This is a genomic window from Pseudomonas sp. 3B-A001-10F, assembly GCF_056313565.1.
The window spans coordinates 63777-81639 of the sequence record NZ_JBQYFW010000008.1 but is presented as its reverse complement, the minus strand read 5'-3'; the positions used below and the strand labels follow the sequence as shown (position 1 = coordinate 81639).

The window sequence follows — 17863 nt, the reverse complement described above, 5'->3', positions numbered from 1 at the left end:
ACCATGCACTGATCTACGTCAGCTGTTTGAACAGACAACAGAACTACGCTGTGATCTCTTCTCTCCTGCAATGGAGTCATGCAAATGTCTGAAGCTCCCGGAAAACTACGACTAGGTGCACTGGTTGCATTGGTAGTCGGTTCAATGATCGGTGGCGGGATATTCTCCTTGCCTCAAAACATGGCCGCCAGCGCCGACGTCGGTGCGGTACTTATCGGTTGGGCCATCACCGCTGTCGGCATGCTCACCCTCGCTTTTGTCTTTCAAACCCTCGCCAATCGCAAGCCTGACCTGGACGGCGGCGTCTACGCCTACGCCAAGGCCGGATTTGGCGATTACATGGGTTTCTCGTCCGCTTGGGGTTACTGGATCAGCGCATGGCTGGGTAACGTCGGTTACTTCGTTCTGCTGTTCAGCACTCTCGGCTATTTCTTTCCGGTTTTCGGTGAGGGCAACACCGTTGCTGCGGTGATTGGCGCCTCGGTGCTGCTGTGGGCCGTGCACTTTCTGGTGCTGCGCGGGATCAAGGAAGCGGCGTTCATCAACCTCGTGACCACGGTCGCCAAGGTCGTACCGCTGCTGCTGTTCGTGTTGATCGCGGTGTTCGCCTTCAAACTGGACATCTTCACCGCCGACATCTGGGGCATCAAAAATCCGGATCTGGGCAGTGTGATGAACCAGGTGCGCAACATGATGCTGGTCACCGTGTGGGTGTTCATCGGCATCGAGGGCGCGAGCATCTTCTCCGCCCGCGCGGAAAAACGCTCGGACGTGGGTAAGGCCACCGTGATCGGCTTCATTACCGTGCTGCTGTTTCTGGTGCTGGTGAACGTGCTGTCGCTGGGCATCATGACCCAACCGGAACTGGCGAAACTGCAGAACCCGTCGATGGCCGCCGTGCTCGAGCATGTGGTCGGTCACTGGGGCGCGGTGCTGATCAGCGTCGGTCTGATCATCTCGCTGCTGGGGGCGCTGCTGTCGTGGGTGCTGCTGTGTGCGGAGATCATGTTCGCCGCCGCCAAAGACCACACCATGCCGGAGTTCCTGCGCAAGGAAAACGCCAACCACGTACCGGTCAACGCGCTGTGGCTGACCAACGCGATGGTGCAGATTTTCCTGATCATCACGCTGTTCTCGGCCAGTACTTACCTGTCGCTGATCTACCTCGCCACTTCGATGATTCTGGTGCCGTACCTGTGGTCGGCGGCCTATGCCCTGCTGCTGGCGGTGCGCGGCGAAAGCTACGAAGGCTTCGCGGCCGAGCGGCGCAAGGATCTGATTATCGGCGGCATCGCGTTGATCTACGCGGTGTGGCTGCTGTATGCCGGCGGGGTCAAGTATCTGCTGCTCTCGGCCCTGCTCTACGCACCCGGCGCGATCCTGTTCGCCAAGGCCAAGCTGGAACTCAAACAACCGGTTTTCACTAACGTCGAGAAGCTGATTTTCGCCGCAGTGGTCGCGGGCGCCCTGGTGGCGGCCTACGGTCTCTACGACGGCTTCCTGACTCTGTAACCCCTGATTATTTTGTCATCTGGAGGATCTGAAATGACCACGGAAAAAGTTAAGTACGGCGTCCATTCCGAAGCCGGCAAACTGCGCAAAGTCATGGTGTGCTCCCCAGGTCTGGCCCATCAGCGGCTGACCCCGAACAACTGCGATGAACTGCTGTTCGACGACGTGCTCTGGGTGGCCCAGGCCAAGCGCGACCACTTCGACTTCGTCACCAAGATGCGCGAGCGCGGTATCGACGTGCTGGAAATGCACAACCTGCTGACCGACATCGTTGCCATCCCGGAGGCGCTGGACTGGATTCTCGAGCGCAAGGTCACTGCCGATTCGGTGGGCCTGGGCCTGATCAACGAAGTCAAATCCTGGCTGAAAAGCCTGGAGCCACGGCACATCGCCGAATTCCTCATCGGTGGCGTGTCGGCCGATGATCTGCCGGACAGCTTCGGCGGCAAGATCATCGAAATGTACCGCGACTTCCTCGGCCATTCGAGCTTCATTCTGCCGCCGCTGCCGAACACCCAGTTCACCCGCGACACCACCTGCTGGATCTACGGTGGCGTGACGCTGAACCCGATGTACTGGCCGGCGCGCCGTCAGGAAACCCTGTTGACCACCGCCATCTACAAATTCCACCCGCAGTTCACCAATGCCGATTTCGAGATCTGGTACGGCGACCCGGACAAGGATCACGGCAGCTCTACCCTTGAGGGCGGCGACGTGATGCCAATCGGCAACGGCGTGGTGCTGATCGGTATGGGCGAACGCTCATCCCGCCAGGCCATCGGCCAACTGGCGCTGAACCTGTTCAAGAACAAAGCCGTGGAAAAAGTCATCGTCGCCGGCCTGCCGAAGTCCCGCGCGGCGATGCACCTCGACACCGTGTTCAGCTTCTGCGACCGCGACCTGGTGACAATTTTCCCGGAAGTGGTGAACCAGATCGTCGCCTTCACCCTGCGCCCTGACGAAAGCAAACAGGGCGGCATCGACATCCGCCGCGAAGAAGGCACCTTCCTCGACACCGTGGCCAAAGCCCTCAACCTGCCGAAGCTGCGCGTGGTGGAAACCGGCGGCAACAGCTTCGCCGCCGAACGCGAGCAATGGGACGACGGCAACAACGTGGTGGCCGTGGAACCGGGCGTGGTCATCGGCTACGACCGCAACACCTACACCAACACCCTGCTGCGCAAGGCAGGTGTGGAGGTCATCACCATCAGCGCCGGTGAACTGGGCCGTGGCCGTGGCGGTGGCCACTGCATGACCTGCCCGATCATCCGCGACCCGATCGATTACTAAACGACCATCTCCCCGGCCGCACCCATCCCGTAGCGGCCGGGCCGATTACCGAATCCAAGGAGAATCATCATGGCGTTCAACATTCACAACCGTAACCTGCTCAGCCTGGAACACCACACTCCACGTGAGCTGCGTTACCTGCTCGACCTGTCCCGCGATCTGAAGCGCGCCAAGTACACCGGCACCGAGCAACAACACCTGAAGGGCAACAACATCGCCCTGATCTTCGAAAAAACCTCGACCCGTACCCGTTGCGCGTTCGAAGTGGCGGCCTATGACCAAGGCGCCAACGTCACCTACATCGACCCGAACTCGTCGCAGATCGGCCACAAAGAAAGCATGAAAGACACCGCCCGCGTGCTGGGGCGCATGTACGACGCCATCGAATACCGTGGCTTCAAACAGGAAATCGTCGAAGAGCTGGCCAAGTTCGCCGGTGTGCCGGTGTTCAACGGCCTGACCGACGAATATCACCCGACGCAAATGATCGCCGACGTGCTGACCATGCGTGAACACGCCGACAAGCCGATCCACGAAATCAGCTACGCCTACCTCGGCGATGCGCGCAACAACATGGGCAACTCACTGCTGCTGGTCGGCGCCAAACTCGGCATGGACGTGCGCATCTGTGCGCCGAAAGCGCTGTGGCCACTGGATGATCTGGTTGAGCGTTGCCACAAATATGCCGAAGAAAGTGGCGCACGTATCACCCTGACTGAAGACCCGAAAGCGGCGGTCAAAGGCGTCGACTTCATCCACACCGACGTTTGGGTGTCGATGGGCGAGCCGGTGGAAGCCTGGGCCGAGCGTATCCAGCAACTGCTGCCGTATCAGGTCAACGCTGAACTGATGAAAGCCAGCGGCAATCCGCGCACCAAGTTCATGCACTGCCTGCCGGCGTTCCACAACAGTGATACCAAGGTCGGCAAACAGATCGCCGAGCAGTATCCGCACCTGAAAAACGGCATCGAAGTGACCGACGACGTGTTCGAGTCGCCAGCCTGCATCGCCTTCGAGCAAGCGGAAAACCGCATGCACACGATCAAGGCGATTCTGGTCTCGACCCTGGCTGATCTGTAACCACTGCTGATCCATGATCGTTCCCACGATCCTGCGTGGGAACGATCAACACGAAAAGGACATGCATTATGCGTATCGTCGTAGCGCTGGGCGGTAACGCCCTGCTCCGCCGTGGTGAACCGATGACCGCTGACAATCAGCGCGCCAACATCCGCATCGCCACCGAGCAAATCGCCAAGATCCATCCCGGCAATCAACTGGTCATCGCCCACGGCAATGGCCCGCAAGTCGGCCTGCTGTCGTTGCAAGCGGCGGCCTACACCTCCGTCAGCCCTTACCCGCTGGACGTGCTCGGTGCCGAAACCGAAGGCATGATCGGCTACATCATCGAACAGGAACTGGGCAACCTGCTCGATTTCGAAGTGCCGTTCGCCACCCTGCTCACTCAGGTTGAAGTCGACGCCAAAGACCCGGCCTTCCAGAACCCGACCAAACCGATCGGCCCGGTTTACGACAAGGCCGAAGCAGAAAAACTCGCCGCCGACAAAGGCTGGGCGATTGCTCCGGATGGCGATAAATTCCGCCGCGTGGTCGCCAGTCCACGGCCAAAACGCATCTTCGAAATCCGCCCGATCAAGTGGTTGCTGGACAAGGGCAGCATCGTGATTTGCGCCGGTGGCGGCGGGATTCCGACCATGTACGACGAGAACCGTAATCTCAAGGGCATCGAGGCGGTGATCGACAAGGACCTGTGCTCGTCGCTGCTCGCCGAGCAACTGGAAGCCGACTTGCTGGTAATCGCCACGGACGTCAACGCGGCGTTCATCGATTACGGCAAGCCGACGCAAAAAGCCATCGCCGAAGCGCACCCGGATGAGCTGGAACGCCTCGGCTTCGCCGCCGGCTCGATGGGGCCGAAGGTGCAGGCAGCCTGCGAATTTGCGCGCCATACTGGCAAGGTTGCGGTGATCGGTTCGCTGGCGGACATCGAAGCGATTGTCCAGGGCACTGCCGGTACTCGCGTGACCACTGCGAAGCCCGGCATCACTTACCGATAATTAGAAACTCCGGGGGCAGACCGAGGGTCTGCCCTTCTCCCATGCCTTGAAAGGAGAAAACCATGGCCCAATTCGAACCCGGTCGCCTGCACATCGAGCGGCATGCGTTGACGCCGGATGACGTCAGTTACAACGTGCACCTCGACTATGAAGTGTTCACCGACCCGCAGAAAGGCAAAGGCATCCAGTTCACGATGCATGGCAACCTTCAGGGCAAGGACATGAAAGAGACCTTCTTCCTGCCCAAAGAGGAGGCCTACAACTTTGCCAACAATGTGACGAAAATCGCCGAGAAGTACGGCATTCCCAAGACGCACAGCCAGATCGGCTCGGTTCACAAGCATTACGACATGATGTTTGAAGACATCCGCAAGCAACTTGATATGAAGTCCGGCGACCCGGTCAATCTTGAGCATTTCGAATAACCCGCAAAAGCCCCTCACCCTAGCCCTCTCCCAAAGGGAGAGGGGACTGATTGGGGGATGCTTCGGAGTTACGCCGACCTGAACTCGCTTTACCGAATCCATAATCGACTGGTTCTTTCAGGTCGATGTCAAACCTCAGACACCTCCGTCGGCTCCCTCTCCCCCTGGGAGAGGGCTGGGCGGGCGGCGTTTCCGATGAGGGTGCTTTTGCTTTCACCTCTCTCCAAGCCCAAGGCATACTTGCCACCCTCCGCTCTGCAGATCACTGAACCGCCCCATGCGTATCCACGTCAGCTTCATCGACCGCGTCGGCATCACCCAGGAAGTCCTGGCTATCCTCGGTGGGCGCAATCTCAATCTGGATGCGGTGGAGATGATCCCGCCCAACGTCTACATCGATGCCCCGACCTTGAGCCCGCAAGTGCTCGAAGAGCTCAAAGATGCGCTGTTCCGCGTGCTCGGCGTCGAGGCTGTGACCGTGGTCGACATCCTCCCCGGCCAGCGTCGGCATTTGCAGCTCGATGCGTTGCTGGCGGCGATGACCGACCCGGTGCTCGCCCTCGACAGTGCCGGCAAGGTGCTGCTGGCCAACCCGGCGTTGATCGCGCTGTACGGTCGCGAACCGGCCGGCGAGAGTGTCGCGGAACTGTTCAACGATCCCGCGCTGCTCGACACCTTGCTCGAAAACGGCTTCCGTTTGCCGCTGCGCGAAATCACCGTCAACGGCCAGACTTTGCTGCTCGACGCCACGCCGATCACCGATGCCGGCGCCCTGCTGACCTTGTATCAACCAAACCGCATCGGCGAACAACTCTCGGCACTGCACCACGACCACGCCGAAGGTTTCGATGCGCTGCTCGGCGAGTCCCCGGCGATTCGTACGCTCAAGGCCCGCGCGCAAAGAGTCGCCGCTCTTGATGCACCGCTGTTGATTCAAGGCGAAACCGGCACCGGCAAAGAACTGGTCGCCCGCGCCTGCCACGCCATCAGCGCGCGACACAGTGCACCGTTTCTGGCCCTCAACTGCGCGGCCCTACCGGAGAACCTCGCCGAAAGCGAACTGTTCGGCTACGCCCCCGGCGCCTTTACCGGCGCGGCGCGCGGCGGCAAACCGGGGCTGATGGAACTGGCCAACCAGGGCACGGTGTTTCTCGATGAGATCGGCGAGATGTCGCCGTACTTGCAGGCCAAGCTGCTGCGTTTCTTGAACGACGGCAGCTTCCGCCGCGTGGGCGGCGATCGCGAAGTGAAGGTCAACGTGCGCATCCTCAGCGCGACCCACCGCGATCTGGAAAAAATGGTCAGCGAAGGCTTGTTCCGCGAAGACCTGTTTTATCGCCTCAATGTGCTCAACGTAGAAGTGCCACCGCTGCGTGAACGCGGGCAAGACATTTTGCTATTGGCGCGGTATTTCATGCAGCAAGCCTGCGCGCAGATCCAGCGCCCGGTCTGCCGTCTCGCCCCGGGAACTTACCCGGCCCTGCTCGGCAACCGCTGGCCGGGCAATGTGCGGCAATTGCAGAACGTGATCTTCCGCGCGGCGGCGATTTGCGAGAGTAGCCTGGTGGATATTGGCGATCTCGATATTGCGGGTACCTCGGTGGCGCGGCAAACCGACAGCGATGTCGACAGCCTCGAACAAGCGGTCGAAGCTTTTGAGCGTTCCCTGCTGGAAAAACTCTACGTTAGCTATCCCTCGACCCGCCAACTGGCCAGCCGCCTGCAAACTTCGCACACGGCCATTGCCCATCGGTTGCGCAAGTACGGCATCCCCAACAAACCCTGAAAAACCACAAATCCCCTGTAGGAGTGAGCCTGCTCGCGATAGCGGTTTGACATTCAACATTTGCGACGTCTGACAGACCGCTATCGCGAGCAGGCTCACTCCTACATTTATTTGTGGCGCATTCGAAATCCGTTCAAAAACGACCTCCAGCTGTACTGAAAGCGCTACAGCGGAACGATATCGCTACACCCTCCTCCGATCACCGCTGTGCAAGGCTTTGATCCCGTTCAGCTTTTATCCTCGCCCCATGCTGTAGCGATTTCGCTACACACGTCAGCACGCGCCACATACAAAAACAACACAAATCATTGATTTATAACAATAAATCAACATTGGCCACATTCTTGCTAATCAACCCTTCATAAATAAGGGCCTTCGCGCCCGACTATTCCACCGCGTCCACCAGACGAGTCTGGCCCCCTGAGGAGTTTCCATGAGCGAGTTGCGTTTTACTGAAGATCACGAATGGCTGCGCACCGAAGCTGACGGCAGCGTTACTGTCGGCATCACCGCTTTCGCGCAGAACGCCTTGGGCGACGTGGTGTTCGTGCAACTGCCTGAGCTGCAGGCTTACGAAAAAGGCGCTGAAGCCGCCACCGTGGAATCGGTGAAAGCCGCCAGCGGCGTGTACATGCCTCTCGACGGCGACGTACTGGAAGTCAACCCGGCGCTGGAAGACGCCCCGGAACTGGTCAACGAAGATCCGCTGGGCGAAGGCTGGTTCTTCCGCTTCCAGCCTGCCGACGCATCGGCCGTGGCCAAATTGCTCGATCAGGACGCGTACGACCGTCTGATCAAAGCCCAAGCCGAAGCCTGAGGAATACCGACATGACTCAAGTAAACCTTGGCACCGCCAACGAATTCATCGCCCGTCACATCGGCCCGCGCGCCGGTGACGAGCAAGCCATGCTCAACAGCCTCGGCTTCGACTCGCTTGAAGCCCTGAGCGCCAGCGTCATTCCGGAAAGCATCAAGGGCACCAGCGTGCTCGGCATGGACGACGGCCTCAGCGAAGCCGATGCCCTGGCGATGATCAAATCGATCGCCGGCAAGAATCAGCTGTTCAAGACCTACATCGGCCAGGGCTACTACAACTGCCACACGCCGTCGCCGATCCTGCGCAACCTGCTGGAAAACCCGGCCTGGTACACCGCGTACACGCCGTACCAGCCAGAAATTTCCCAGGGTCGTCTCGAAGCGCTGCTGAACTTCCAGACGATGATCAGCGACCTCACCGGCCTGCCGATCGCCAACGCCTCGCTGCTCGACGAAGCCACCGCCGCTGCCGAAGCCATGACCTTCTGCAAACGCCTGAGCAAGAACAAGGGCAGCCACCAATTCTTCGCCTCGATCCACAGCCACCCGCAAACCCTCGATGTGCTGCGCACTCGTGCCGAGCCGCTGGGCATCGACGTGGTTGTTGGCGATGAGCGTGAACTGACTGACGTGACGCCGTTCTTCGGCGCGCTGCTGCAATACCCGGCAAGCAACGGTGATGTGTTCGACTATCGCGAACTGACCGAACGCTTCCACGCCGCCAACGCTCTGGTCGCCGTGGCTGCCGACCTGCTGGCCCTGACCCTGCTGACCGCCCCAGGCGAGTTCGGCGCTGACGTCGCCATCGGTTCGGCACAACGCTTCGGCGTGCCGCTGGGCTTTGGTGGCCCGCACGCGGCTTACTTCTCCACCAAAGATGCGTTCAAGCGCGATATGCCGGGCCGTCTGGTCGGTGTCTCGGTTGACCGTTTCGGCAAGCCGGCGCTGCGCCTGGCGATGCAGACCCGCGAGCAACACATCCGCCGCGAGAAGGCCACGTCGAACATCTGCACCGCACAAGTGCTGCTGGCCAACATCGCCAGCATGTACGCCGTCTACCACGGCCCGAAAGGCCTGACGCAGATCGCCAACCGCGTGCATCACCTGACCGCGATTCTGGCCAAAGGCCTGACCGCGCTGGGCGCTAACGTCGAACAAGCGAGTTTCTTCGACACCCTGACCGTCGCCACCGGCGCAAACACCGACGCGCTGCACGACAAGGCCCACGCTGCGCAGATCAACCTGCGCGTGATCGACGCTCAGCGTCTTGGCCTGTCGGTCGACGAAACCACCACCCAAGCTGACATCGAAACCCTGTGGGGCCTGTTCGCCGACGGCAAGACTCTACCGGATTTCGCTGCTCTCGCCGCCTCGGTACAGAGCACCATCCCAGCATCGCTGGTACGTCAGTCGCCGATCCTCAGCCACCCGGTGTTCAACCGTTATCACTCGGAAACCGAGCTGATGCGCTACCTGCGCAAACTGGCGGACAAGGATCTGGCCCTGGATCGCACCATGATCCCGCTGGGTTCGTGCACCATGAAACTCAACGCTGCCAGCGAAATGATCCCGGTGACCTGGGCTGAATTCGGTGCCCTGCACCCGTTCGCTCCAGCCGCGCAAAGCGCCGGTTACCAGCAACTGACCTTTGAGCTGGAAGCGATGCTCTGTGCCGCGACCGGTTACGACGCGATCTCGCTGCAACCAAACGCCGGTTCGCAAGGTGAATACGCTGGCCTGCTGGCGATCCGCGCCTACCACCAGAGCCGTGGCGATGAGCGCCGCGACATCTGCCTGATCCCGTCGTCCGCCCACGGCACCAACCCGGCCACCGCCAACATGGCTGGCATGCGCGTGGTCGTGACCGCGTGCGATGCGCGCGGTAACGTCGACATCGAAGACCTGCGCGCCAAAGCCATCGAGCACCGCGAACACCTCGCCGCGCTGATGATCACTTACCCGTCGACCCACGGCGTGTTCGAAGAAGGCATCCGCGAAATCTGCGGGATCATTCATGATAACGGCGGCCAGGTATACATCGACGGCGCCAACATGAACGCGATGGTTGGCCTCTGTGCACCGGGCAAGTTCGGCGGTGACGTTTCGCACCTGAACCTGCACAAAACCTTCTGCATCCCGCACGGCGGTGGCGGCCCTGGCGTTGGCCCGATTGGCGTCAAGTCGCACCTGACCCCTTTCCTGCCGGGCCACGGCCAGATGGAACGCAAGGAAGGCGCGGTCTGTGCAGCACCGTTCGGCAGCGCAAGTATTTTGCCGATCACCTGGATGTACATTCGCATGATGGGCGGCGCAGGCCTGAAACGCGCTTCGCAGCTGGCGATCCTCAATGCCAACTACATTTCCCGTCGTCTCGAAGAGCACTATCCAGTGCTGTACACCGGCAGCAACGGTCTGGTGGCGCACGAATGCATTCTGGATCTGCGTCCATTGAAAGACAGCAGCGGCATCAGCGTCGATGACGTCGCCAAACGCCTGATCGACTTCGGCTTCCACGCACCGACCATGTCGTTCCCGGTCGCGGGCACGCTGATGATCGAGCCGACCGAAAGCGAATCCAAAGAAGAACTGGATCGCTTCTGCGACGCCATGATCCGCATCCGCGAAGAAATCCGTGCGGTGGAAAACGGCACGCTGGACAAGGACGACAACCCGCTGAAAAACGCACCACACACGGCGGCAGAGCTGGTTGGCGAGTGGACTCACCCGTACAGCCGCGAGCAAGCCGTGTACCCGGTCGCGTCGCTGATCGAAGGCAAATACTGGCCACCGGTCGGTCGTGTCGACAACGTTTTCGGCGATCGCAACCTGGTGTGCGCCTGCCCGTCGATCGAAAGCTACGCTTAAACCGATGCGGGATCAGTTATCGCTGATCCCGCACACACCGCTGATCCCCTGTAGGAGTGAGCCTGCTCGCGATAGCGCACTGACATTTACCAATGATGTCGACTGACAGACCGCTATCGCGAGCAGGCTCACTCCTACAAGGGAATGCGGTCAGCCGCAAAACTTTGCCAATTCCTATAACAAGAAACCGGAGAACCACTCATGTCGTTAAGCGTGTTCGACCTGTTCAAGATTGGCATCGGCCCCTCCAGTTCCCACACCGTCGGCCCGATGCGCGCAGCCGCGCGTTTCGTCGAAGGTTTGCGCCGTGAAAACCTGCTGACAAGCACCGCCAGCGTTCGCGTTGAGCTGTACGGTTCCCTCGGCGCCACCGGTAAAGGTCACGGCAGCGACAAAGCCGTGCTGCTCGGCCTCGAAGGCGAACACCCGGACACCGTTGATACCGAAACCGTCGCCGCACGCCTGCAAGAAATTCGCGGCAACGGACGACTGAACCTGCTCGGCGAACACAGCATTGCGTTCAACGAGAAAGAACACTTGGCGATGATCCGCAAGCCGTTGGCCTATCACCCCAACGGCATGATTTTCCGCGCCTTCGATGCGGCGGGGATTCAGATCCGCAGCCGCGAGTACTACTCGGTCGGTGGCGGTTTCGTGGTCGACGAGGACGCGGCCGGTGCTGATCGCATTGTCGAAGATGCCACGCCGCTGACCTTCCCGTTCAAAAGCGCCAAGGACTTGCTCGGTCATTGCGCCACCTACGGTCTGTCGATCAGTCAGGTGATGCTGACCAACGAAAGCGCCTGGCGCCCGGAGGCGGAAACCCGCGCCGGCCTGTTGAAAATCTGGCAGGTGATGCAGGACTGCGTCGCTGCGGGCTGCCGTAACGAAGGTATTTTGCCCGGCGGCTTGAAGGTCAAACGCCGTGCGGCAGCGTTGCATCGGCAACTGTGCAAGAACCCGGAATCGGCGTTGCGCGATCCGTTGTCGGTGCTCGACTGGGTCAACCTCTACGCCTTGGCGGTCAACGAAGAAAACGCCAACGGTGGCCGCGTAGTCACCGCGCCCACCAACGGCGCGGCGGGGATCATTCCGGCGGTGCTGCATTACTACATGCGTTTTATCCCCGGCGCGAATGACGACGGCGTCGTACGGTTTCTGCTGACCGCTGCGGCAATCGGCATTCTCTACAAAGAAAATGCCTCGATCTCCGGCGCCGAAGTCGGTTGTCAGGGTGAAGTCGGCGTGGCCTGTTCGATGGCGGCCGGTGCGTTGTGCGAAGTGCTTGGCGGCAGCGTGCAGCAAGTCGAGAACGCTGCGGAAATCGGCATGGAGCACAACCTCGGCCTGACCTGCGACCCGATTGGCGGGTTAGTGCAAGTGCCGTGCATCGAGCGCAATGCCATGGGCTCGGTAAAAGCCATCAACGCGGTGCGCATGGCCATGCGTGGCGACGGCCAGCATTTCGTCTCCCTCGACAAAGTCATCCGCACCATGCGCCAGACCGGCGCCGACATGAAAAGCAAATACAAAGAGACCGCCCGCGGCGGTCTGGCGGTCAACATTATCGAATGCTGACCTCACCCCAGCCCTCTCCCTCTGGGAGAGAAAAGTAATTAGCCCCCTCTCCCTTCGGGAGAGGGCTGGGGTGAGGGGCTTTTGATCTTGATCTTGCCTCTTACCCCCAAACTCTAATTTTCAAGGAGCCACGCATGTCCACCGAACAACTGTCGAAAACCCCGCTGCACGCTCTGCACATCGAACTCGGCGCTCGCATGGTGCCGTTCGCCGGCTACGACATGCCGGTGCAATACCCACTCGGCGTGATGAAAGAACACCAGCACACCCGTGAGCAGGCCGGGCTGTTCGATGTCTCGCACATGGGCCAGATTCGCCTGACCGGCGCCAACGCCGCCAAAGCCCTGGAAAGCCTGGTGCCGGTAGACATCATCGACCTGCCGGTGGGCATGCAGCGTTACGCGATGTTCACCAACGACAACGGCGGCATTCTCGACGACCTGATGGTGGCAAACCTCGGTAATGACGAATTGTTCCTGGTGGTCAACGCCGCGTGCAAGGATCAGGACCTTGCCCACCTGCAAAAACACATCGGCGATCAGTGCACCATTACGGCGCTGTTCGAAGAGCGCGCTCTGCTGGCATTGCAAGGTCCGGCGGCGGTCACCGTGCTGGCGCGGCTGGCACCATCCGTTGAAAAAATGACTTTTATGCAGTTCGCCCGTGTCAATCTGCTCGGCGTCGACTGCTTTGTCAGCCGTTCGGGTTACACCGGTGAAGACGGTTTCGAAATCTCCGTACCAGCTGCAGATGCGGAAAAACTTGCCCGCGCCCTGCTCGCCGAACCGGAAGTCCGGGCCATTGGCCTCGGCGCTCGCGACTCGCTGCGTCTGGAAGCCGGTCTGTGCCTCTACGGCCACGACATGAACACCGAGACCACGCCGATCGAAGCCAGCCTGTTATGGGCGATCTCCAAGACACGTCGCGCTGATGGCGCGCGGGCCGGCGGTTTCCCGGGCGCGGAGAATGTTTTCGCTCAACAACAGAATGGCGTGGCACGCAAACGCGTCGGCCTGCTACCGCAGGAGCGCACCCCCGTGCGTGAAGGCGCAGAAATCGTCAACGAAGCCGGCGAAATCATCGGCAGCGTGTGCAGCGGTGGTTTCGGTCCGACCTTGGGCGGGCCGTTGGCGATGGGTTACCTCGACAGCGCATATGTCACCCTCGACACGCCGGTTTGGGCCATCGTTCGTGGGAAAAAGGTGCAAATGCTTGTAAGCAAAATGCCATTTGTTCCACAACGCTACTATCGCGGTTGATTGACTGTTTCTATAAGTAACGCGATTGCGTTATACGTGCACTAATGTGTAACGCAATCGCCACAAAAAAGTGCATTTTCTATCAACTGATTCGAATATGAACTTTGCTTATAACGATCGAAAACAATTGAACAGGCTAATCGTCTAAGCCCGCACTAGCGAGAGGATTAACTTGCTCAAGCTCAGTAAAACCGGGGGCTTCGCAGGGCTTGTTTTTTCTCCCGTAGTTGGCGTAGAGTTTCTCCACTGTGTTTGCATGGGTCAGCTTGGAATCGTGACCTGGGCAGTAGCCTACAAGTTAGCTACATCCCGTTCGACGTCTTCTTACTCTCCTGCAACCAGCCCCAGTACTCTTTCATGAGAAGGAGACTGTCATTAATTTTTGCGTCAAAGGAAATAAGAAATGTCCACACGTCAGAGCGGTACCGTCAAGTGGTTTAACGACGAGAAAGGTTTTGGTTTTATCACTCCAGAAAGCGGTCCGGATCTGTTCGTACATTTCCGCGCCATTCAGGGCAACGGTTTCAAGAGCCTGAAAGAAGGCCAGAAAGTGACCTTCGTTGCTGTGCAGGGCCAGAAAGGCATGCAGGCTGACGAAGTACAAGCAGAAGCCTGATTTCTGTTACGAAAAAGCCCCTGATATTGATATCAGGGGCTTTTTTGTGCGCGCGAATCCGTAAAATGGCGCTTCATTTTGCGTCCAGAGGCTGCCATGTCGAAAAACCTGCTCACCCCACAGGGCGATTTTCCCGCCGTTGGTCTAGGCCGGCGTCTGGCGGCGATGTTCTATGACTTTCTGCTATGCACCGCCCTGCTGATCGTCACGGGTGGCATCTACAAGATGATTCAGGCAGCGATAATTGGTGAAGAGCGCCTGCGAGTGATGACCGATGCCGGCAAGCTCGACGGTGATCCGCTCTACTCGACCGTGCTGGTGTTGGTTCTGTTCGCATTTTTTGCCAAGTTCTGGACCCACGGCGGTCAGACGCTGGGCATGCAGGTGTGGGGCATTCGTGTGCAGAACGCCAATGGCACGGCGATCAGCCTCTGGCAGGCGTTGTTGCGGTTTATGGTGTCGATTGCGTCGTGGCTGTGCGTGGGGTTGGGATTCCTCTGGTCGCTGTACGACAAGCAGAAGCGCACGTGGCATGACATCTATTCCGACACCCGCGTGGTGCGGATCCCGAAAAAGACCAAATAACTTCCAGACGCCAAAAACCACTGTGGGAGCGAGCTTGCTCGCGAAGGCGTCGTATCAGTCGATTCTATTGGTGACTGATACACCGCTTTCGCGAGCAGGCTCGCTCCCACAGGTTTTGTGTAATGCCTTTAGAGCTTAGGCGTTACCGGCCAGCTTCATCCGCGCCGCCTGAGTGAAATCGAGCATGCGCTTCAACGGCCGGATCGCCTGCGGAATCAACGCCGGATCAACAAAGATCTCGTTGGTTCCTTCCTTCAAGCTCTTGAGCGTGCGCTCAAGGGTGTTCATGGCCATCCACGGGCAATGTGCGCAACTGCGGCACGCCGCGCCGTTACCAGCGGTTGGCGCCTCGATGAAGACCTTGTCCGGGCACAGCTGCTGCATCTTGTAGAAGATGCCACGGTCGGTCGCAACGATCAGGGTCTTGTTCGGCAGCGATTGCGCGGCAGCGATCAACTGGCTGGTGGAACCCACGGCGTCCGCCAGTTCGATCACCGACGTAGGCGACTCCGGGTGCACCAGAATCGCAGCGTCCGGGTACAACGCTTTCATGTCTTCAAGCTGCTTGGACTTGAACTCTTCGTGAACGATGCAGGCACCGTCCCACAGCAGCATGTCCGCGCCGGTCTTGCGCTGGATGTAAGTGCCCAGATGCTTGTCCGGCCCCCAGATGATGGTCTCGCCGTTGTCCATCAGGCTTTCGACGATCTCCAGCGCGCAACTCGAAGTCACCACCCAATCAGCCCGAGCCTTAACGGCTGCGGAGGTGTTGGCATAGACCACCACCGTGCGCTCCGGGTGCTGATCGCAGAACGCCGAGAACTCGTCGACCGGGCAACCCAGGTCCAGCGAGCAGGTCGCTTCCAGGGTCGGCATCAGCACGCGTTTTTCCGGGTTGAGAATCTTCGCGGTCTCGCCCATGAACTTCACGCCGGCGACCACCACGGTTTTGGCCGGGTGAGCATTGCCGAAGCGGGCCATTTCCAGGGAGTCGGAGACGCAACCGCCAGTTTCTTCGGCCAAAGCCTGAATTACCGGGTCGCAATAAAAGTGGGCCACCAGCACCGCGTCCTGAGCCTTGAGCTCGGCGGCAATGGCGGAACGGTAATAAGCCTCTTCCTCAGCAGTCAGCGGTTTGGGCTGTTTGGCATCGAGGTGGGCTTGAACCAGAAGGCGTTCGGAAATCTGCGTCATGTTCGCAAGACCTGCAGGCGCGTTCGCGCGAAAGTCGAGTATACACCCGGCTCCGGACCGCTTGAGGGTACCGCCGGGAGAGTGAGTATTATCAGGCACGGACAGCATTGAAGCTGCGCAAGGCTACAGAATATCCCGTTGATACAAAAGATGATTCTGACCTGCGTCAGCGCTGCGGGCGGTGAAATAACGCATAGCGAAATTGCAGGCAAAAAAAAACCCGGAAATCCTCACTTTCGTGGGCCTTCCGGATTTTCTAAACCGCCAAATATGGTGGGTCGTGTGGGATTCGAACCTACGACCAATTGGTTAAAAGCCAACTGCTCTACCAACTGAGCTAACGACCCGCTGTGTGGTGGCGCGTATAATACTGATTTTTAAGGACTATTCAACACCTTTTTGAAAATAATCAAAAATAAGCTGTTGGATCGTCCACACCAGCGGCCGCAAAGCCTTCTGCGCGCAGGCGGCAGCTGTCGCATTTACCGCACGCGCGGCCGTCATCGTCGGCCTGATAGCAGGAAACGGTGAGGCCATAATCAACGCCGAGCTTCACGCCCGCCTGGACGATCTGCGCCTTGCTCAGGTTCTGCAGGGGCGCCTGAATGCGGAAACCGTTGCCTTCAACACCGGCCTTGGTCGCCAGATTGGCCATGCGCTCGAACGACTCGATAAACTCCGGACGGCAATCCGGGTAACCGGAATAGTCCACGGCGTTGACACCAATAAAGATGTCACGTGCACCCAGCACTTCGGCCCAGCCCAACGCCAGCGAAAGGAACACCGTGTTACGCGCAGGCACGTACGTCACCGGAATGCCTTCGCCCAGCTCCTCCGGAATATCGATGCTGCTGTCGGTCAGTGCCGAGCCGCCCATACCATTCAGGTTGAGGCCAATCACCTTGTGTTCGATCACACCCAAGTCGCGGGCGACGCGGGCAGCGGCGTGCAATTCAGCGTGCGAGCGCTGACCGTAATCGAAACTCATGGTGTAGCAGCTGTAGCCTTCGGCGCGAGCCATGGCCACGACGGTGGCCGAATCGAGGCCGCCGGACAGCAGAATGACCGCACGTTTTTCGGTGGTGTTCAGTTGTTCGGTCATCTCAGCGCCCCGGCTCGTCATTCCATAGATATTTATGCAACTGCAATTGCAACCGCACCGGCAGGTTGTCAGCCACCACCCAGTCCGCCAGATCCCGAGCATTGAGGTCATGGTGACTTGGGGAGAACAGCACTTCACCGGCACGCCGTTCAAGACCGTACTGGATCAGCTTGGACACGGCCCAGTCATAGTCTTCCCGCGAGCAGATGACAAACTTCACCTGATCGTTGGGGGTCAGCAGTTCGATATTCTCGTAACGGTTGCGATGGGCTTCTTTCGAGTCCGGCGTTTTCAGATCGACAACCCGACTGACGCGCGGATCGACGGCCGAAATGTCGAGTGCGCCACTGGTTTCCAGCGAAACCTCGTAACCGGCATCACACAACTGTTTGAGCAAAGGAATGGCGTTCGGCTGCGCCAGCGGCTCACCACCGGTGACACAGACGTAGCGCGGACGAAATCCGGCCACTTGCTCGAGGATGTCGTCGAGGGTGCGGATGGTGCCGCCACTGAACGCATAGGCGCTGTCGCAGTATTGGCAACGCAAAGGACAACCGGTCAGGCGCACAAAAACCGTGGGCAGCCCGGCAGTCCGCGTTTCCCCCTGCAACGAGTAGAAAACTTCGGTGATTCTCAATGTGTCTTGCATAGTCGCCACGGGCGTAACAGCTAAACAGGCTGTCCGCCTCCGTCAGGCACTTCAGGCAATCCCGCCAACGCGTAGACCGCAAGAAGCGTGTTTCAGAAAAAGGGCGTG

Annotated in this window: 15 protein-coding genes and 1 tRNA gene; 12 read left to right on the top strand and 4 right to left on the bottom strand. The window is 59.5% G+C overall.

All coding sequences use genetic code 11. The features are described from left to right. The first annotated feature begins 84 nt into the window (after nucleotides 1–84). The 12 genes from arcD (at nucleotide 85) to AC0ZWN_RS10325 (ending at nucleotide 14810) form a co-directional block, all read left to right on the top strand. Entirely contained in the window at nucleotides 85–1512 is a 1428-nt protein-coding gene (arcD, locus tag AC0ZWN_RS10380; protein ID WP_093430475.1) for an arginine-ornithine antiporter, read from the top strand. A 33-nt stretch (nucleotides 1513–1545) separates the two neighbouring features. Continuing rightward, nucleotides 1546–2802, top strand: a complete 1257-nt coding sequence (gene arcA, locus AC0ZWN_RS10375) for an arginine deiminase (protein WP_116255073.1) — start codon at nucleotides 1546–1548, stop codon at nucleotides 2800–2802. 69 nt (nucleotides 2803–2871) lie between these two features. Next, the gene (locus AC0ZWN_RS10370; protein ID WP_008086805.1) at nucleotides 2872–3882 is read left to right on the top strand and encodes an ornithine carbamoyltransferase; all 1011 of its coding nucleotides are present in this window, start codon (nucleotides 2872–2874) and stop codon (nucleotides 3880–3882) included. Between the two features lie 68 nt (nucleotides 3883–3950). Then, complete coding sequence (gene arcC / locus AC0ZWN_RS10365; RefSeq protein ID WP_414915503.1) at nucleotides 3951–4880, top strand: carbamate kinase; 930 nt, start codon at nucleotides 3951–3953, stop codon at nucleotides 4878–4880. A gap of 62 nt (nucleotides 4881–4942) precedes the next feature. After that, nucleotides 4943–5305 carry a DUF5064 family protein gene (locus AC0ZWN_RS10360; protein WP_180698636.1) on the top strand — a complete coding sequence of 121 codons (363 nt, stop codon included), beginning with the start codon at nucleotides 4943–4945 and terminating at the stop codon, nucleotides 5303–5305. A gap of 277 nt (nucleotides 5306–5582) precedes the next feature. Continuing rightward, complete coding sequence (locus tag AC0ZWN_RS10355; RefSeq protein WP_476334963.1) at nucleotides 5583–7091, top strand: sigma-54-dependent transcriptional regulator; 1509 nt, start codon at nucleotides 5583–5585, stop codon at nucleotides 7089–7091. Between the two features lie 433 nt (nucleotides 7092–7524). Continuing rightward, nucleotides 7525–7908, top strand: coding sequence for a glycine cleavage system protein GcvH (gcvH, locus tag AC0ZWN_RS10350; protein WP_099757005.1), 384 nt, complete (start codon nucleotides 7525–7527; stop codon nucleotides 7906–7908). Between the two features lie 11 nt (nucleotides 7909–7919). Beyond that, nucleotides 7920–10772: an aminomethyl-transferring glycine dehydrogenase gene (gene gcvP / locus AC0ZWN_RS10345; RefSeq protein WP_476334962.1), complete on the top strand. Its 2853-nt coding sequence runs from the start codon at nucleotides 7920–7922 to the stop codon at nucleotides 10770–10772. Between the two features lie 201 nt (nucleotides 10773–10973). After that, entirely contained in the window at nucleotides 10974–12350 is a 1377-nt protein-coding gene (locus AC0ZWN_RS10340) for an L-serine ammonia-lyase (RefSeq protein ID WP_463547183.1), read from the top strand. Between the two features lie 134 nt (nucleotides 12351–12484). Continuing rightward, a complete protein-coding gene (gene gcvT / locus AC0ZWN_RS10335; RefSeq protein ID WP_476334961.1) occupies nucleotides 12485–13609 on the top strand; it encodes a glycine cleavage system aminomethyltransferase GcvT in 1125 nt (374 codons plus the stop codon). 403 nt (nucleotides 13610–14012) lie between these two features. Continuing rightward, complete coding sequence (locus AC0ZWN_RS10330; protein WP_003227496.1) at nucleotides 14013–14225, top strand: cold-shock protein; 213 nt, start codon at nucleotides 14013–14015, stop codon at nucleotides 14223–14225. A 96-nt stretch (nucleotides 14226–14321) separates the two neighbouring features. Further along, nucleotides 14322–14810, top strand: coding sequence for an RDD family protein (locus AC0ZWN_RS10325; RefSeq protein WP_093430484.1), 489 nt, complete (start codon nucleotides 14322–14324; stop codon nucleotides 14808–14810). Nucleotides 14811–14945: 135 nt separating this feature from the next. Here AC0ZWN_RS10325 and nadA read toward each other — a convergent pair whose 3' ends face one another. From nadA to queE, 4 genes are all read right to left on the bottom strand, one after another. Then, nucleotides 14946–16004 (bottom strand): quinolinate synthase NadA, encoded by a 1059-nt coding sequence (gene nadA / locus AC0ZWN_RS10320; RefSeq protein WP_016773509.1) that lies wholly within the window; start codon nucleotides 16002–16004, stop codon nucleotides 14946–14948. A 271-nt stretch (nucleotides 16005–16275) separates the two neighbouring features. Next, nucleotides 16276–16351, bottom strand: a tRNA-Lys gene (locus AC0ZWN_RS10315). A 62-nt stretch (nucleotides 16352–16413) separates the two neighbouring features. Continuing rightward, nucleotides 16414–17106 carry a 7-cyano-7-deazaguanine synthase QueC gene (gene queC / locus AC0ZWN_RS10310; RefSeq protein WP_476334960.1) on the bottom strand — a complete coding sequence of 231 codons (693 nt, stop codon included), beginning with the start codon at nucleotides 17104–17106 and terminating at the stop codon, nucleotides 16414–16416. A 1-nt stretch (nucleotide 17107) separates the two neighbouring features. Further along, complete coding sequence (gene queE / locus AC0ZWN_RS10305; RefSeq protein WP_007951198.1) at nucleotides 17108–17755, bottom strand: 7-carboxy-7-deazaguanine synthase QueE; 648 nt, start codon at nucleotides 17753–17755, stop codon at nucleotides 17108–17110. Between the last annotated feature and the right edge of the window lie 108 nt (nucleotides 17756–17863).

Excerpts from the sequence above, each read along its gene's own strand:
- AC0ZWN_RS10370 (WP_008086805.1), top strand. The coding sequence starts at position 2,872 with ATGGCGTTCAACATTCACAACCGTAACCTGCTCAGCCTGGAACACCAC.
- arcD (WP_093430475.1), top strand. The coding sequence starts at position 85 with ATGTCTGAAGCTCCCGGAAAACTACGACTAGGTGCACTGGTTGCATTG.
- queE (WP_007951198.1), bottom strand. The coding sequence starts at position 17,755 with ATGCAAGACACATTGAGAATCACCGAAGTTTTCTACTCGTTGCAGGGG.
- AC0ZWN_RS10360 (WP_180698636.1), top strand. The coding sequence starts at position 4,943 with ATGGCCCAATTCGAACCCGGTCGCCTGCACATCGAGCGGCATGCGTTG.
- gcvT (WP_476334961.1), top strand. The coding sequence starts at position 12,485 with ATGTCCACCGAACAACTGTCGAAAACCCCGCTGCACGCTCTGCACATC.
- AC0ZWN_RS10325 (WP_093430484.1), top strand. The coding sequence starts at position 14,322 with ATGTCGAAAAACCTGCTCACCCCACAGGGCGATTTTCCCGCCGTTGGT.
- gcvP (WP_476334962.1), top strand. The coding sequence starts at position 7,920 with ATGACTCAAGTAAACCTTGGCACCGCCAACGAATTCATCGCCCGTCAC.
- AC0ZWN_RS10330 (WP_003227496.1), top strand. The coding sequence starts at position 14,013 with ATGTCCACACGTCAGAGCGGTACCGTCAAGTGGTTTAACGACGAGAAA.
- nadA (WP_016773509.1), bottom strand. The coding sequence starts at position 16,004 with ATGACGCAGATTTCCGAACGCCTTCTGGTTCAAGCCCACCTCGATGCC.
- AC0ZWN_RS10355 (WP_476334963.1), top strand. The coding sequence starts at position 5,583 with ATGCGTATCCACGTCAGCTTCATCGACCGCGTCGGCATCACCCAGGAA.
- queC (WP_476334960.1), bottom strand. The coding sequence starts at position 17,106 with ATGACCGAACAACTGAACACCACCGAAAAACGTGCGGTCATTCTGCTG.
- gcvH (WP_099757005.1), top strand. The coding sequence starts at position 7,525 with ATGAGCGAGTTGCGTTTTACTGAAGATCACGAATGGCTGCGCACCGAA.
- arcC (WP_414915503.1), top strand. The coding sequence starts at position 3,951 with ATGCGTATCGTCGTAGCGCTGGGCGGTAACGCCCTGCTCCGCCGTGGT.
- AC0ZWN_RS10340 (WP_463547183.1), top strand. The coding sequence starts at position 10,974 with ATGTCGTTAAGCGTGTTCGACCTGTTCAAGATTGGCATCGGCCCCTCC.
- arcA (WP_116255073.1), top strand. The coding sequence starts at position 1,546 with ATGACCACGGAAAAAGTTAAGTACGGCGTCCATTCCGAAGCCGGCAAA.